Annotated in this window: 9 protein-coding genes; all 9 read left to right on the top strand. The window is 57.6% G+C overall.

The window, feature by feature from the left end; all coding sequences use genetic code 11:
* The first annotated feature begins 83 nt into the window (after nucleotides 1–83).
* The 9 genes from ELR57_RS14280 to cysK all read left to right on the top strand — a co-directional run bounded on the left by ELR57_RS14280 (nucleotide 84) and on the right by cysK (nucleotide 14,966).
* Nucleotides 84–851: a DODA-type extradiol aromatic ring-opening family dioxygenase gene (locus tag ELR57_RS14280; protein WP_126959769.1), complete on the top strand. Its 768-nt coding sequence runs from the start codon at nucleotides 84–86 to the stop codon at nucleotides 849–851.
* A 154-nt stretch (nucleotides 852–1,005) separates the two neighbouring features.
* A complete protein-coding gene (locus ELR57_RS14275) occupies nucleotides 1,006–3,531 on the top strand; it encodes a leucine-rich repeat domain-containing protein (protein ID WP_126959768.1) in 2,526 nt (841 codons plus the stop codon).
* A 127-nt stretch (nucleotides 3,532–3,658) separates the two neighbouring features.
* A complete protein-coding gene (locus ELR57_RS14270; protein WP_238162532.1) occupies nucleotides 3,659–5,317 on the top strand; it encodes a helix-turn-helix domain-containing protein in 1,659 nt (552 codons plus the stop codon).
* A 133-nt stretch (nucleotides 5,318–5,450) separates the two neighbouring features.
* Nucleotides 5,451–6,425: an iron-hydroxamate ABC transporter substrate-binding protein gene (locus tag ELR57_RS14265; protein WP_126959766.1), complete on the top strand. Its 975-nt coding sequence runs from the start codon at nucleotides 5,451–5,453 to the stop codon at nucleotides 6,423–6,425.
* A 419-nt stretch (nucleotides 6,426–6,844) separates the two neighbouring features.
* Nucleotides 6,845–8,281: an aspartate ammonia-lyase gene (aspA, locus tag ELR57_RS14260; protein WP_126959765.1), complete on the top strand. Its 1,437-nt coding sequence runs from the start codon at nucleotides 6,845–6,847 to the stop codon at nucleotides 8,279–8,281.
* A 26-nt stretch (nucleotides 8,282–8,307) separates the two neighbouring features.
* Entirely contained in the window at nucleotides 8,308–12,798 is a 4,491-nt protein-coding gene (locus tag ELR57_RS14255) for a DEAD/DEAH box helicase (RefSeq protein ID WP_238162531.1), read from the top strand.
* Between the two features lie 71 nt (nucleotides 12,799–12,869).
* The gene (locus ELR57_RS14250) at nucleotides 12,870–13,298 is read left to right on the top strand and encodes a GNAT family N-acetyltransferase (RefSeq protein ID WP_126959763.1); all 429 of its coding nucleotides are present in this window, start codon (nucleotides 12,870–12,872) and stop codon (nucleotides 13,296–13,298) included.
* A 15-nt stretch (nucleotides 13,299–13,313) separates the two neighbouring features.
* Nucleotides 13,314–13,925 carry a LysE/ArgO family amino acid transporter gene (locus ELR57_RS14245; protein ID WP_126959762.1) on the top strand — a complete coding sequence of 204 codons (612 nt, stop codon included), beginning with the start codon at nucleotides 13,314–13,316 and terminating at the stop codon, nucleotides 13,923–13,925.
* Nucleotides 13,926–14,030: 105 nt separating this feature from the next.
* Complete coding sequence (cysK, locus tag ELR57_RS14240) at nucleotides 14,031–14,966, top strand: cysteine synthase A (RefSeq protein ID WP_126959761.1); 936 nt, start codon at nucleotides 14,031–14,033, stop codon at nucleotides 14,964–14,966.
* Nucleotides 14,967–15,451 lie beyond the last annotated feature (485 nt).

Below are 15,451 nucleotides of genomic sequence, written 5' to 3'. Positions count from 1 at the left end.
GGTTTCCATTGACGAATGTGGAGGGCTGTTGTATAGTTAGTTATATAAAGTAATTAACATACGAAATGGAATGAGGAATCCACATGATCTCTCCTTTATTCGTCGGTCACGGTTCTCCTTTGATGGCCATTCAAGATAGTCCATGCACGGAATTTCTGGCGGAGTACGGCAAGAGGAAGAAGCCTAAAGCGATTGTCGTCTTCACTGCCCATTGGGAAAGCGAAGTGCTCGCGATCTCTTCGATCGACGGGGCTTACGATACGATCTATGACTTCGGCGGGTTCCCGCCGGAGATGTATACCATCAAGTACCCGGCCCCCGGCGATCCGGGGCTGGCGGCACGAATCGGCGAGAGTCTCGACAAGCTGGGCATCGCGCATCGCTTCGACACGAAGAGAGGACTGGACCACGGAAGCTGGGTGCCTCTTCGCCGGATGTATCCGGATGCCGATATCCCCGTCGTTCAGATCTCGATTCACCCGTTCTTGCCGCCTAGCGAGCAGTTTCGCATCGGCACCGCGCTTCGCGGGCTGGACCAAGAGGATATTCTCGTTCTCGGAAGCGGGGCTACCGTTCACAACTTCCGTGCGATGAACTTCAATGCGAAGCAGCCCGACGCCTGGGCGGTGGCGTTCGACGATTGGCTTGTCGACCGCATCCAGCGCAAGGAATTGGACGAGCTGTTCCGTTACGAGGAGCTGGCCCCGAACGCGCGAACGGCCGTGCCGAGACCGGACCACTTCGTTCCTCTGTACCTCGCCTTCGGCAGCGCGGATCCGGCTTCGACCGCGACCGAAGCGCACCGCAGCTATGAGATGGGCTCGCTAAGCTACTTGTCCGTTGAATTCTGATTCATCTCCTCTTTAAACCATCCTAGCGGCCATTTGGCCGCTAGGATGGTTTTTTGTTTGGAGGCGACTGCGTATTGATGGGGGACAACAATTATACTAAACTATTAACTGTATTAATTTACCTTGGTAAAATAACGGAAATGAGGCAGAAGAATTGAATTCGAACTCTATCGTACCGTCTGCAGGCCCCTTCTTAATGCGCAAAATCGGCTTGACCCTGCTCGTTATTTTCCTCGTATGGACGGCGATTCCGATGTACGCGGCCCATGCGAGCGCTGTTGTGATAGAGGACCCCATTCTGGAGAAGTCCATTCGAGCGAAGCTCAATAAGTCAACCGGAGAAATCACCGAAGCGGATATGGCGAGTCTCGAATCGTTCTACACGCAAGACCCCAAGTACTACGGACAAGTCCGCTCGCTCAAGGGCCTGGAATATGCGGTCAATCTGAAGCAACTGAACCTTCCCGGCAATCTGATACAGGACATAACGCCGTTAGCGGGTCTGACGAAACTGTCTTATCTTGATCTCGACGGCAATCATATTCGGGATCTCTCCGCGCTGAAGGGCTTGAGGAATATGGAAGTCCTTCGAATCGGCCACAATTATCTCGACAGCCTGGAAGCGGTCTCGGACATGGGCAGCCTTGAGCTGATCGACTTCGCGGACGCCAACGTGAGCGACCTGTCTCCACTTCGGAACCTGCTTTCCTTAACCAGCGTGAACGCTACCTATAACGTTCTTAATCTACAGGATGTAGCAACGAAGAGCGTCATCGATGCGCTTAAGCAGCGTAACGTAACGTTCGAAGGCGAGCTTGCCCGGCAGAAGACGGAACCGTCCAGGTTCACGACGCTGGATCCCCAACTTCTGGACTGGACGGTGGACAAGTCTCATTCGGCGACCTGGACGGGAGATTATGCGTACGGGAACGGCCTCTACGTCGCGGTCGGTTCAAGCGGAATGGTGACGACGTCGAAGGACGGCATCGCCTGGCAGACGATCGAGACCGGATTCCGCGGCCAATTCTACGCCGTCGTCTGGGGGAACGGCAAGTTCGTCGCGATCGGCCACAAGGATTCCGGAAGGAAAACGGAATTCTGGTCTTCCGCGGATGGCAAGCAGTGGACGCCGAATGAGCAAGTCATCGACGAATTCGGCTTCTACCCCTCCGATGCGGCATGGAACGGCAAACGATTCGTTCTCGTCGGCGGGAACAATAGCAGCGGCTATATCTACACCTCCGAAGACGGAAACAGCTGGACGAGACGCGCCTCGGGGCTGATCGGAACGGATCTGAAGGGAGTCGTCTGGGGGAACGGCAAATTCGTCGCGTCCGGTTACGAAGGAGGCGTCGTCGGGGTGTCGAAGGACGGCTTGACGTGGACGAAGGTCAAGACGAACCAGCCGAACTCCGAGGAGATCTGGAGCTTGGCCTACGGCGGAGGAACCTACGTCCTTGCGGGAGATTACACGATCATGGTCTCCAAGGACGGCGTGAAGTGGAAGAGCGTCTCGACGAAAGGCTTCTGGAGCCAGATCTATTGGGTGAAGGATCGCTTTATCGTGCTGGGCTTCGATTACGTGAATTCTCGAACCAAGGACGATCTGTATCTGCTGGCGCTGTCCTCCAAGGACGGTGAGAAGTGGACCGATGCGGGTCTGGTAAACAAGACCGACAAAACGCAGAATGTCTCCTATGCGCTGCATAACGGCAAACAGTATGTAGCTGTCACCGGACTCGGCGTGAAGACGTCGACGGACGGGACGCATTGGGTCCAAGCGAAAAAGTACCCGGTCGGCCTCGACACTTTGAATGCGGCAGCGGTCGGCGCCGGGAAGTTGGTCTTCGTCGGCGGACATAAGGATCGATACATTAAGCTGAGCTCGTTCACCTCTCTTCAGCTGAGCGGGGCGGGAGCTTGGGCCGGAACGTACAAGCAGGAGACCTTCCCGCTGTACAGCGTCGTCTGGACCGGCAGCAAGTTCCTCGGCGTCGGCTCGCAAGGTGCGATTCGAACCTCCGCGGACGGCATCAACTGGCAGAACGTGACCTCGCCGACGACGGATTCGCTATTCAAGATCATCAAGGCAGGGAATGCTTATTACGCGGCAGGGGCGAACGGAACGATTCTTTATTCCGCGGACGGGGTCAAATGGACGAAAAGAAAGTCGAATACGACCGCGACGCTCAATTCGATGGCTTGGAGCGGAACTACTTTCGTTGCGGTAGGCCAATCCGGAATCATTCTGACCTCGAAGGACGGAATCGCTTGGACGAAAGTGGTCCTCGGCTCTACCCAGAATTATTACGATATTGCCTGGGGCAAGGACAAGTTCGTCATGACGGTATCCGGCAATTACGTCAACATCGACTATTCCAAAGTCATGGTCTCGACGGACGGACAGAAGTGGTCGACCGTTACGTTCAAGGATGGTCTTACGCTTAGAGGCGACAGCACCGGCTTATATGGGATCTCCTATGTTGCCGGTTATTACGTAGCGGTAGGACCGGAAGGCTCCATTTTCTTGTCCACGGACGCGAGCCGCTGGTCGAAGCAGGAAGTGAGAGTCGATCAGGAGTTGGTCGGCGTGACCGAGTACCAGGGCAAGATTTACGTCTTCGGAGGCCTCGGGGCGATCTTAAGCGCCGATCCGGCTTCCGTTCATACCATCACCTAAGTATCGTTTATGAAGACGGCAGAGATGCCGTCTTTTTATTTGCGCGAAATCATTCCCCCAAACAAAATCGGTCCATGATAGTATAGAAGCGTATGTTTCATTAATGGCGCAATTGGAGGATTTCGTTGTGAGTAACGTTGCGGCATCGGAATGGGTGGAATCCCGGTTCCCGTTCTATTCCGCGGAGAGCATTCATTCTTTATATAGCACCTCAAGCTCGCCGATTCTCGATATCGAAGAGGACGACACGGCGCTGATCGCGGTTGCCAGCGGCGAGGGCCATCTTCAGGCAGGCGGCGACGCCTATGAATTGAAGCCGGGAAGCCTGATCCTTCTTCCGGCGAATTGCCGTGCCGCGCTGATCGCGAACCGCAATCGGCCGCTTCATGCGTACAAGCTCCTATTCGGGATTCGGGAACGACAGAGCCCGAATGTACCCTTCAACCCCATGGGCAGGACAAGCGGATTGGCTTCGAACGAGACGATTGTATTCTACTCTTACGAGCCAGCGATCGCGTCCCGGTTGGAGGAGCTGTTCGTCCATCGATCGCCGGAGAACGAGACTCGTCATCTGCGCAACCAGATCCTGTTCCATCAGGTCCTACTTGATTTGCTCGAACGCCGGGAGTCCAAGCATGCAGCAGGCGAGCAGCCTTCCATGGAGCGCAGCATCGCTTACGCGGAGAGCCACTATCAGGAGAAAATATCGCGCGTGCAGCTGGCGGAGATGGCGGGCGTTAGCCCCTCGCACTATTCGATTCTCTTCAAGCAACTGACCGGCTTCCCGCCAAGCGACTACTTGTCGCGGCTTCGCGTTCATCGGGCCAAGGAGCTGTTGATTAACGGGCAAGGAACGCTTCGCGAAATCGCGCAGAAGGTGGGCTACAAGGACGAGTTCTATCTAAGCCGACGCTTTAAGCAAGAGACAGGAGCTCCTCCTTCGGGATATGACGGACGTTCGGTGCACCGAATTGCGGCGTTGCTTGCTCCGTTCGCCAGTCACCTGATGCTGCTTGGCGTGGAGCCGGCTGTCTTCCTATCGGACAGCAATGAGTATGTTGCCGCGGAAGGAGTAGAACCGCCGCGATCGATGGCCTTCATCAGCGTCGAGACGTCGCTCGAGCGGATGAGAGCGGCATTGATCGAGAACGGGGTCGATTTGATCATCGCGGCGAGCGAGCATCTGCTGGAATTGGGTTGGAGCGCCGCTTCGCTGCGCGCCGTCGCCCCGGTCGTGGAGCTCTCCTGGATGGAGCTCGGTTGGAAAGACCATCTTCGACGGATCGCCGGCTTCGTGAATAGAAGCGAACGAGCGGAGCAATGGCTGGAGGAATTCGAGGAAGAAGAGAGAAAGGCCCGTTCGCTAATTTCTCGTGCGGAGCTTGCGAACGATGTCGTGACGATTCTCGTCATCAAACCGGACCAATTGCTCGTTTATGGAGCGCGCAACGTCGGCTATGTGCTGTATCGGTCTCTGGGCTTGCAGCCTCCGGAGAGAATCAAGCAAGAGATGGACAAGCATGGAGAGCGACTGCATTCCGTTCCGATTCGGCTGACGGAGTTAGCCGAATACGCCGGAGATCGGATCCTCGTTATCGTTGTCCCGGATATCAAGGGCTCAACGGTCCATTCCGAGAAGGTATTCGAATCCACCTATTGGAAGGGACTGTCCGCGGTGAAGCGGGATCGCGTCCATTACCTGGAGCTGGACGATTGGATTCCTTACAACCCGGTATCGATCCGGCTGCAGCTTCAGCGGGCTGTCTCTTTGTTTACGGTCGACTAATAATCCAAGCTCTATTTCCAACAAAAAGGCATGGTTCCCGGAACCGTGCCTTTTTATAATGAGTGAGAATGATTTTCATAATCACAAAATCAATGAGATACCCAATGGGAGAAAAAAGGGAGAGAGTCTATTCATGAGAAAGTTGTTTATTCCGATTGTCCTAAGTTCGGTTCTGCTAATGAGCGCATGCGGAAGTGGAGAGAAGAACGATGCCGCTTCGCCATCCGCTTCTTCCGCCGAGTCTTCGACGGCCGCTCCGTCGGAGTCGCCGTCCGCTTCCGCAACGGCTTCTTCCGATACGATCATTTACCAATCGGAGAGCGGCCCTGTCGAAGTTCCGGCCAATCCTCAGCGAGTCGTCGTCCTTACTCGCTTCTTGACGGGCAACGTCATGATCCTCGGAGTGCCGCTGGTCGGCGTGGACGAGATGTCCAAGGACAATCCGAACTTCGCGGAGCAGCTGAAGGACGCTGCAGTCGTGTCGGAAGATAACCCGGAGCGAATCCTCGAGCTGAACCCGGATTTGATTATCGCGGACGTGGACAACAAGAACCTCGACAAAATGAAGGAGATCGCTCCGACGGTTGCCTATACGTACGGGAAAGTCGATTTTAAGCAGCAAGAGATCGAGATCGGCAAGCTTCTGAATAAGGAGAAGGAAGCGAGAGCCTGGGTAGAAGACTTCGACGCCCGAAGCAAGAAGGCCGGGGAAGAGATCAAAGCGAAGATCGGCGCGGATGCGACGGTATCCGTCATCGAGACGTTCAACAAGCAGCTCTATGTGTATGGCGACAATTACGGACGCGGCTCCGAAATTCTCTATCAGCAGTTCGGCCTGAAGATGCCGGAGAAGGTGCTCGAGGGAACGAAGACGGCCGGCTACGTCGCCCTGTCGACGGAAGTGCTTGGGGATTACATGGGCGACTACGTGATCTTCAGCAAGGATGCCGACCAAGACAACTCGTTCCAGGATACCGCTACGTACAAGAACCTTCCGTCGGTGAAGAACGGTCACGTGTACGAGGCGAACGAGAAAGCCTTCTACTTCAACGATCCGATGAGCATGGAGTATCAGTTGGAGTTCTTCATCCAGCATTTTCTAGGGTAATCGGTGTTTCGATGTCCTTCAGCGCCAAAGCAAGGAAAGCAGCCCTCGAGGCTGCTTTTTTGCGTATTGGACCTATGAAGGGGGAGTCGAGGGATTCGGGGGATTCGGACTGTCGATTTGTGAAAGGGATTTTCTGGATGTTTCACGTGAAGCGGCGGGATGCGCCAGGTTTCGAAACGTCTGTCATTCCTTAGCGGAGCGTAGCGGGGAAAAGACAAATTTACCTCAGGGAGCAATTGAAATAAAATAACTGCCGCGATCGAGATCCAAAGCGCGCAACTCGATATCGAAAATAAGCGCCGACCCCTTCCGGGTCGGTTTGTTGTTCCTCCGCAAGATTCGTATCGAGGAAGCGTTTCCTTTATAATGGGAGTGAGGAATAAATTCTATCATCATTGGTCGATCGAGGAGGATTTCGGATGAACACCCGTGTCGAGAAGGATTTTCTAGGCGAGAAGCAAGTCCCGGCCGCCGCTTACTATGGGATTCAAACGATGAGAGCGGTGGAGAACTTCCCCATTACGGGAGTTCCGGTCCATCCCGAGCTGATCGAGTCGCTCGCGCACGTGAAGCGGGCCGCCGCCCTGGCCAACAAGAAGACCCGCATGCTGCCGGCTTCCATCGCGGATGCGATCGTGCGAGCGGCGGAAGAGGTAGCCGAAGGAAGCCTCTCGGACCAATTTATTGTCGATTCGATCCAAGGCGGAGCCGGGACGTCGATCAATATGAATATGAACGAGGTACTTGCGAATCGCGCGCTAGAGCTTCTGGGCTATGGCAAAGGCGAGTACTTCCATTGCAACCCGAATAACCACGTGAACATGTCGCAGTCGACGAACGATGCGATTCCGACGGCGATCCGCCTTGCGTCGTACAAGCTTAGCCTGAAGCTGACGGAGACGTTGAAGCAGCTGAAGGCGGCGTTCGAGAGCAAAGAGTACGAATTCAACGACGTTATCAAAATGGGGCGCACGCATCTGCAGGACGCGGTTCCGATTCGGATGGGACAAGAGTTCGGAGCTTATGCGGCGGTCATCGGCCGGGATATCGTTCGGATCTCGAGAGCGACGGATAGCCTTCTTGCGGTAAACATGGGCGCGACAGCCGTCGGTACCGGACTGAACGCCAAGCCGGAATATATCGAAGAAGTCGTGAGGCTGATGGCAGAAGACTTCGGCATCCCGATTCACGCGGCGACGAACCTAGTGGACGCAACGCAGAACACGGACGCGTATACCGAGCTGTCGGCTTCGCTTAAGGTATGCGCGGTTAACCTGTCCAAGATCGCCAACGACATTCGCTTGATGGCTTCTGGCCCTCGCGCGGGCTTATTCGAGTTGACCCTTCCGCCGAGGCAGCCCGGCTCTTCGATCATGCCGGGCAAGGTCAACCCGGTCATGGCGGAGGTCGTGAACCAAACGGCCTTCCAGGTGATCGGCAACGACCATACGATCTGCCTCGCTTCGGAGGCGGGGCAATTCGAACTGAACGTCATGGGACCGGTGCTGGCCTTCAACCTGCTGCAATCGCTCAAGATTCTGCGCAACGCCGTCGATGTTTTTATCCGCTTCGCTCTGGATGGCCTTCAAGCGAACCGCGAGGGCTGCGCCGCTTACGTACACGACAGCTTCGGCATCGTGACGGCGCTGAACCCTCACCTGGGCTACGAGGTGGCGGCTCAGCTCGTGAAGGAAGCGCTGCGCACGGGCATCCCGATCAAAGAGTTGATCCTGGAGAAGCACCTGCTCACGAAGGAAGAGATGGACGTCATCCTCGATCCGATCCAGATGACGACTCCGGGAATCGCGGGGGAATGGCTGCTTACGGGCCGGGACGAGGGCGGATCCGGCCAATAAAAGACAAGGCGAAGGAGGCGGGCACGTTGAGGAGAGCGGAGAAAGAGCGGGAAGGAAGAAGCGTGTACGGCGGGAGCTTCCACCCCGTTCTAAGCGCATGGTTCGAGAAGACGTTCGGGGATCCGACGGACGTGCAGCTTCGCGCTTGGAGTGAGATCGAGGCAAGCAAGCATACGCTGATCGCCGCTCCGACCGGTTCAGGCAAAACGCTCGCGGCCCTGCTTCCTTGCCTGAATCGGATCGCCTCCGCCGAGGGGAAGAAGCGGAAAGGCGTGAAGGTGCTCTATCTCACGCCGCTAAAGGCTCTCAATAACGATGTGCATCATCATGTCGCCGGATTTGTCGAGGAACTGCAGCTAGCGGCCGAACGAGAGCAGGCAGCATGGAGCGGCATTCGCTGCGCGGTGAGGACCGGAGACACGACCTCCAGCCAGCGAGCGTCCATGCTGCGCAATCCGCCCGACATTCTGGTGACCACGCCGGAGTCTCTTTATCTGCTGTTGACCTCGGAGAAGGGCAGGGAGATTCTGAAGACGGTGGAACAGGTCATCGTGGACGAGATTCACGAGCTGGCGGCGGACAAGCGGGGGGCTCATCTGTCGCTGTCGCTGGAGAGGCTGGCCGATTGGACGGGCATGCCGCTTCAGCGAATCGGCGTCTCCGCGACGCAGAAGCCGTTGGAGCGGGTCGCCCGGTTCCTCGGAGGCTGGGAGGAGTCGGCAGGAGCAAGGGGCGAGGATAGCGTAAGCGAATCCGAGCCTTCCGATGACGCGCATCCTCTTGGCTATGTTCCGCGCGAAGTCGCGATCGTCGAGAGCGAGATGCAGAAGAGGCTGGAGCTGCTCGTGACGATGCCGGATCAGAACCAGCCGGTCAAGTCCCGGGAGGGCGTATGGCTCCCCCTGCTCGATCGGCTGATGGAGCTGATGGAAGGCTGCCGGTCGGTGCTCATCTTCGTCAACAGCCGCCGCCTGTGCGAGAGGCTGACGCTGCGGTTGAACGATCACGTCGGCTACGAGATGGCTCGGTCGCATCATGGGAGCTTGTCGCGGGAGAGGCGTCTGGAGGTCGAGCGGCTGTTGAAGGAGGGAAGCCTTCGATGCCTCGTCGCGACCTCCTCCCTGGAGCTGGGCATCGATGTCGGCCATGTCGATCTGGTCATTCAGATCGACTCTCCGACGGAAGCGGCGCGGGGCATCCAGCGAATCGGGCGCGCGGGCCATGCGGTCGGGCAGGCGAGCCGCGGCGTGATCTTGTCCAGGCAGCGGGGAACGCTGCCGGAGATCGCGGTGCTGAGCCGTCTGATCGCGCGCCGCGAGATCGAAGAAATTCGGCTGCCTCGCTCGCCGATCGATGTCCTGTCGCAGCAGTTGGTCAGCATGGTCGTGCTGGAGGATCGGACGCTGACGGATCTGCACCGGGCGATCTGCCGCAGCGAATGCTACCGGATGTTGGCCTACGAACGGTTGACGGAGATCATGCACGTGTTGTCCGGCACTTATCCGTTCGTTCGCCCCTTGCTCGAGTGGGACCGGAGAGACAATCTCGTCAGCCGGAGAAGCAACTCCGCCATGGCTTCGGTGACCGGAGTGGGGACGATTCCTTCCAGCGGCAATTATCCCGTCCATCATCTTGAGAGCCGCGTTCACCTCGGAGAGCTGGACGAGGAATTCATTCAGGAGAGCCGCGTCGGCGACGTGTTCCAGTTGGGAACGAGCTCTTGGATGATCCGCGAGATCAAGCAGGACCGCGTGTACGTGTCGGAAGCGGGCAACCGCTTCAGCGAGGTTCCGTTCTGGCGAGCCGAATCCGGCGGCCGATCGTTCGAGCTGGGACATGAGATCGGCGCTTTCGTCGAGGAGCTCTCGGACCGGCTGGGAGACGCCGAGCTCGGCGCCGCGGAGCAGAAGGAGAGAGAGGATCTGGCCCGCCGATGGCTGGAGGAAGACTATTCGCTGGACGAAGCGAGCGCGGCCGCGCTGATCCTCTTGATCCGCTCCCAGCGGGACTTCTGCGGGCTGCCGAGCGATCGCCGCATCGTGATCGAGCATTACAAGGATGTCATGAACCAGACTCACGTCATCCTGCACAATTACTTCGGCCGCCAGGTGAACCGAGCCTGGCTGCTCGCCATCGAGAGGCAGCTGGAGCAGGTGCTGCCCTATCGCCTGTATGGCAACGCCAAGGACAACGGAATCGAATTCGTGCTGCCCGAATGGGACGCGACCTGGTTCCAATTGATCCGGCAAGTGTCCGCCGACCGGCTGGAGCAGCTGCTCGCCGAAGCGATCACCGGCTCGCCTCTGCTGGGGCTGGCGTTCCGCCGGATCGCGGAGACGTCGCTGCTGCTGTCGCGCAGCTTCACCCGCACCCCGCTCTGGCAGAAAAGACTGCGGGGAGAGGAGCTGCTGAGGTCGGCCATGCCGTATGCCGAGCACTTCCCATATTTGCGGGAAGCCATGCGCGAAAGCCTGTTCGATTATCTCGACATGGAGAACTTAAAGCGCGTGCTGGAAGCGATCCGGGCAGGCGAGATAGAGATCGTGGTCAAAGAGACTCCGCATCCGTCTACGTTCGCATCCCAATACATAGCCGATTACGTGAACATGAAGGTTTACGAAGGGGACGGATTGGACGATTCGATCAAGCTCCAGCTGCTGAATGTCAGCAAAGAGCTGGCCGGCCAGCTGTTCGGGCAAGAGCAGCTGGGCAGCGCGATATCGCCGTCCGTTCTCGAGACGGAGCAACGGCGCATCGAGGAGGCGGGCGCGGCAGCCGATGCGGACGGTTTGTACCGGCTGCTGAAGCAGCGGGGGGATCTGACCGCGGATGAAGTGCTCAAGCTGGCGAAGAACCCGCAGGCGCTCCTCTGGCTGGAGGAGCTGGAACAGCGGGGGCGCGCGAAGGCGATCGATCTGACCGATGACGGGGAGCTAAGATGGATCTGCTCGGATGAAGAAGTGATCTACGCGGCGTTCCCGGAGAAGGCTGCCTCGCGGACGTTTATTCTGGACCGATATTCCGAGCAGGTACTCTCCTTTACGGAGCTTCAGCTCTGCGAACGGTATCCGTCTTTGTCTCTTAAGCAGGCGGAGACGGCCATAGCGGACATGAGGCAGCGCGGCGTGGTGGAACGAGCTCCTCACGCCGCGCATGAGGAAGAGAGAATCTGGACAAGCTCGAAGCTCGCCTCCCGGATGGTTCGCTTATCGATCCATGAAGCGAGGGATCAGGCCCAAGCCGTCGACGCCTCCCGATGGTGCGCGCAGATCGTCTCCATGCAATCGCTTCTGCAAGAGACCCGGAAGGAAGGGGCGCATGGCCTGCTTCAGGTCATCGAGCGGCTGCAGGGACTGTATGCTCCTCTGTCCCATTGGGAGTCGCTGCTTCTTCCCGCCCGAATGATACGTTATCGGAAGGACGAACTCGACGAGCTGTGCGCAAGCGGAGAGATCGTCTGGCTGGGGAAGAAGGAAGAGGGGGACAAAGAGGGCAAAATCGCCTTTTTCCTCGCGGACAACAAAGCTCTGTACAGCCCCTTCCTTAAGAAGGAGACGCAGACGTCCCGTCATCCGAAGCTGCTGGAGAGGCTCAAGGAGAACGGAGCGAGCTTCCTGACCCGATTGGCCCGCGAAGAGAACAAGCTTCCTTCCGAGCTGCTGGACGAGCTTCTCGATCTCGTGTGGGAGGGCCATGTCTCCAACGACCAGTTCGCGCCGATGCGTCTGGCCGCCCTTCCCTCGAGGACTCGCAAGACGGCCGCAGGCCGGGCAGGCTCGGGCTTCGGAAGATGGTACTGGACCGGCGAGCTGGCCGGGAAGGAAGTCGCGCAGGACGATTCCGATCCGGCTGCGGCGGGAAACCCGGGCAAGCAGAAGGATTCGCGGGAAGCGTCGGCCGTGCATTGGGCGCATCATCTTCTGCAGAGCTACGGGCTCATCAACAAGGAGCTCGTCGCGAAAGTCGCTCCATTCGATTGGGATTCGTTCTATCCGGTGCTGAAGCGGCTGGAGGAATGGGGGGCGTTGACCCGAGGCGTTTATATTCACGGCGATGCTGCCTTGCAATTCACCACCAAAGAAATCGCTGAAGCCGTTCGCGGCTCGCCGTCCCGGCCGGCTGTCGAGGAGGAAGCTTTCACGATCGTATCCGCCGCGGATCCCGCCAATCCCTACGGATTATTGATGGATTGGCCGGAGACCGGGCAAGGAGCTTCTTACTCGCGCAAGCCGGGGAATTTCCTGCTGCTCCGCGGGGGGAGATGGGCCTACTGGGTCGAAAATAACGGCCGGCGGGTCTACTCGTTAGCGGAGGATGAAGCGGTGGGGGCGGCTGCTCCCGTTGAAGCGGCGCGGCTTAAGGCGGCGTTCCTCGCGATCCTGAGGCTTCAGGGCACGGTGAAGCTGGTGATCGAAGCGTGGAATGGACAAGAGGCGGGAGTTACCGAGGCAGGAGCTCAACTCCTTCAATTGGGGGCCGAGCTGGATCGCAAATCATTGGTATTTTGGGCGAATTAATGGTCTAATAGAGGGTAGCGGAGTTAGAGGCTCTGACACTTGAATGAACGATTGGATTGGAGAGAATTAGATTGTTAATCGACCTGAGAGCGAAGCTGGAACAGCCTGAAGTGGCGGAATTGATCGAGTTGTCCGTACTGCCGGATCCGGAGAAGCTGCCGGAAGTGATCGAAGCGTACCGGACGGACAACCGCCTGGATATGATGGGATACGTGAATGAGGAGCAGCTTATCGGGATCGTCGGATATGAAGTGAACGAAGATAACGTGCTTAAGATCAATCATCTGGCCATTGCTCCGGAGGAGCGAGGCAAAGGATTCGGAAGAATGGCGGTTCTCGAACTGCTGGATTGGGAGGCTCCCGACGTCATTCTGGCGGAGACCGACGAGGAGTCGGTCGAATTCTTCCGCAACATCGGCTTCGTTATCGAGAGCCTGGGAGAATCGGTCCCGGGAATCGAACGCTTCAAATGCACCTATACGGTTAACATAGAAGAATAAGAACGGGTTGAGCGGATGACGGCAGCGTTCCTTCACGGGATCGTCCTCTCGTTAGGGCTGATTCTCCCCCTTGGGGTACAGAATTATTTTATTTTCTCGCAAGGGGCGCTGAGCCCGAGATATGCCGCGGTCATTCCCGTGGCCGCCGCCGCGGCTGTCTGCGATACGCTGCTGATTGCGCTTGCCGTATCCGGCGTCTCGCTGCTCGTGCTCGGTTTAAGCTGGATGAAGACTCTGCTGCTCGTTTTCGGAGTCCTTTTTCTCCTGTATATGGGATGGATCGGTTGGCGCGCGAAGCCGGCTGCTCCTTCGGAGAAGGATTCGCAGCGAGGACAATCGAGACGCAAGCGGATCGGATATACGCTGATGGTTTCGCTGCTGAATCCGCATGCGATCCTGGATACCGTAGGCGTGATAGGGACCAGTTCACTGTCCTACGAAGGGGCGGAGAAGCTGGTCTTCGCGCTCGCTTGCGTTATCGTATCGTGGCTCTGGTTCTTCGGACTGGCGGCAATAGGACGTTTGATCGGAAGCCAAGACCGAAGCGGCCGATTCCTTGGCGCTCTTAACAAGCTGTCTGCCCTCGTCATGTGGGCGGCGGCCGTTTATTTGCTTTGGTCCTTCTAGACGCTCGCAGCGGGGGATAATTGGCTGATTTGAATTTTACCGACCGGAATGATAGAGTTTTAAGGGATACTTAGGAATGCAGGAACGACAATGGAGGTCATCTAGTTGGCAAGAATCGCAAAGAGACTAACGGATCTGATCGGCAACACTCCGCTACTGGAGCTGGGCCATTTTACCGAAAATCACAAGCTGGAAGCGAAGATCGTCGCCAAGCTGGAATATTTCAACCCGGCCGGCAGCGTTAAGGATCGCATCGGATACGCGATGATCAAGGAAGCCGAAGAGAAGGGCTTGCTTAAGCCCGGATCGGTCATCGTCGAACCGACCAGCGGCAATACCGGCGTCGGGCTTGCGTTCGCGGCAGCCGCGCTCGGCTATAAACTGATCATCACCTTGCCGGAGAGCTTCACCATCGAACGCCGCAAGCTTATGCTCGCGCTGGGAGCGGAACTCGTGCTGACGCCGGCGAACGAAGGGATGGCAGGCGCCATTCGCAAAGCGGAGGAGATCGTCGCCTCGACTCCCGGCGCGTTCATGCCGCAGCAGTTCAACAACCCGGCGAATCCGAACATCCACAAGAGCACGACGGCTCTCGAGATCTGGAACGACACGGACGGCGAAGTCGACATCTTCGTAGCCGGCGTCGGCACCGGCGGCACGGTTAGCGGCGTCGGCGAGGTACTCAAGGAGCGCAAGCCATCCGTGCAAATCGTGGCCGTCGAGCCTTACGAGTCTGCCGTGCTGTCGGGCGGCAACAAGGGCATGCACAAGATTCAAGGGATCGGCGCGGGCTTCGTTCCCGGGAACTTCAATCGCGACGTGGTGGACGAGATCCTCCCGATCAAGGGAGACGACGCGTTCGAGACGGCACGCGAGCTGGCTCGAACGGAAGGGCTGCTCGTCGGCATCTCCTCCGGCGCCGTCGCGCAAGCGGCGCTTCAACTGGCGAAGCGTCCGGAGAACAAGGGCAAGACGATCGTCGTCCTGCTTCCGGATACCGGCGAGCGCTACTTGTCCACGCCTCTGTTCCCAACGGAGTAAGAGCGATATCGCTGCAAAGGCGGCTGCACCTTCCACGAGGTGCGGTCGTTTTTTTTGTCGCGGATTTGGCGGAGGCTCAGTGCGTCTCCTGTGGCATGCCGTGCATCTGCCGCTGCCGTGGCTGCGACTGCAGTCCGATCCCCGGCGATTGCCGAGCCTCTTCCGGCGGCTGCTGAGCGTTTTCCGGCGAAGGTCGTGCCTTCTTCCAAACGACCGCTGTACCTCTAACGGAACTACCGGTCCTTTATAACCCTGAAAACGCGCCTTTTAAAATCTAACGGATATTCTAGCCCTTTATATTTGAAAATTCATGTGTTTTGGGCTGTATTCGTTGTTATAAGGTCTCTCCGTTCCGTTAAAATCCAAAAGCCGCGATTCTGGGCGAAATAAGGTCTCCCATATCCGTTAGAGCCTGAGGGTAGCGCAAATACGGTGTTCCGCCCAATGGTGGAATAAGGTAAAATAAGCTGATGCTTCAATGATTC

The sequence above is a fragment of the Cohnella sp. AR92 genome (assembly GCF_003990975.1).
GTDB lineage: Bacteria > Bacillota > Bacilli > Paenibacillales > Paenibacillaceae > Cohnella.
This window is presented reverse-complemented; position numbering and strand designations above follow the sequence as displayed.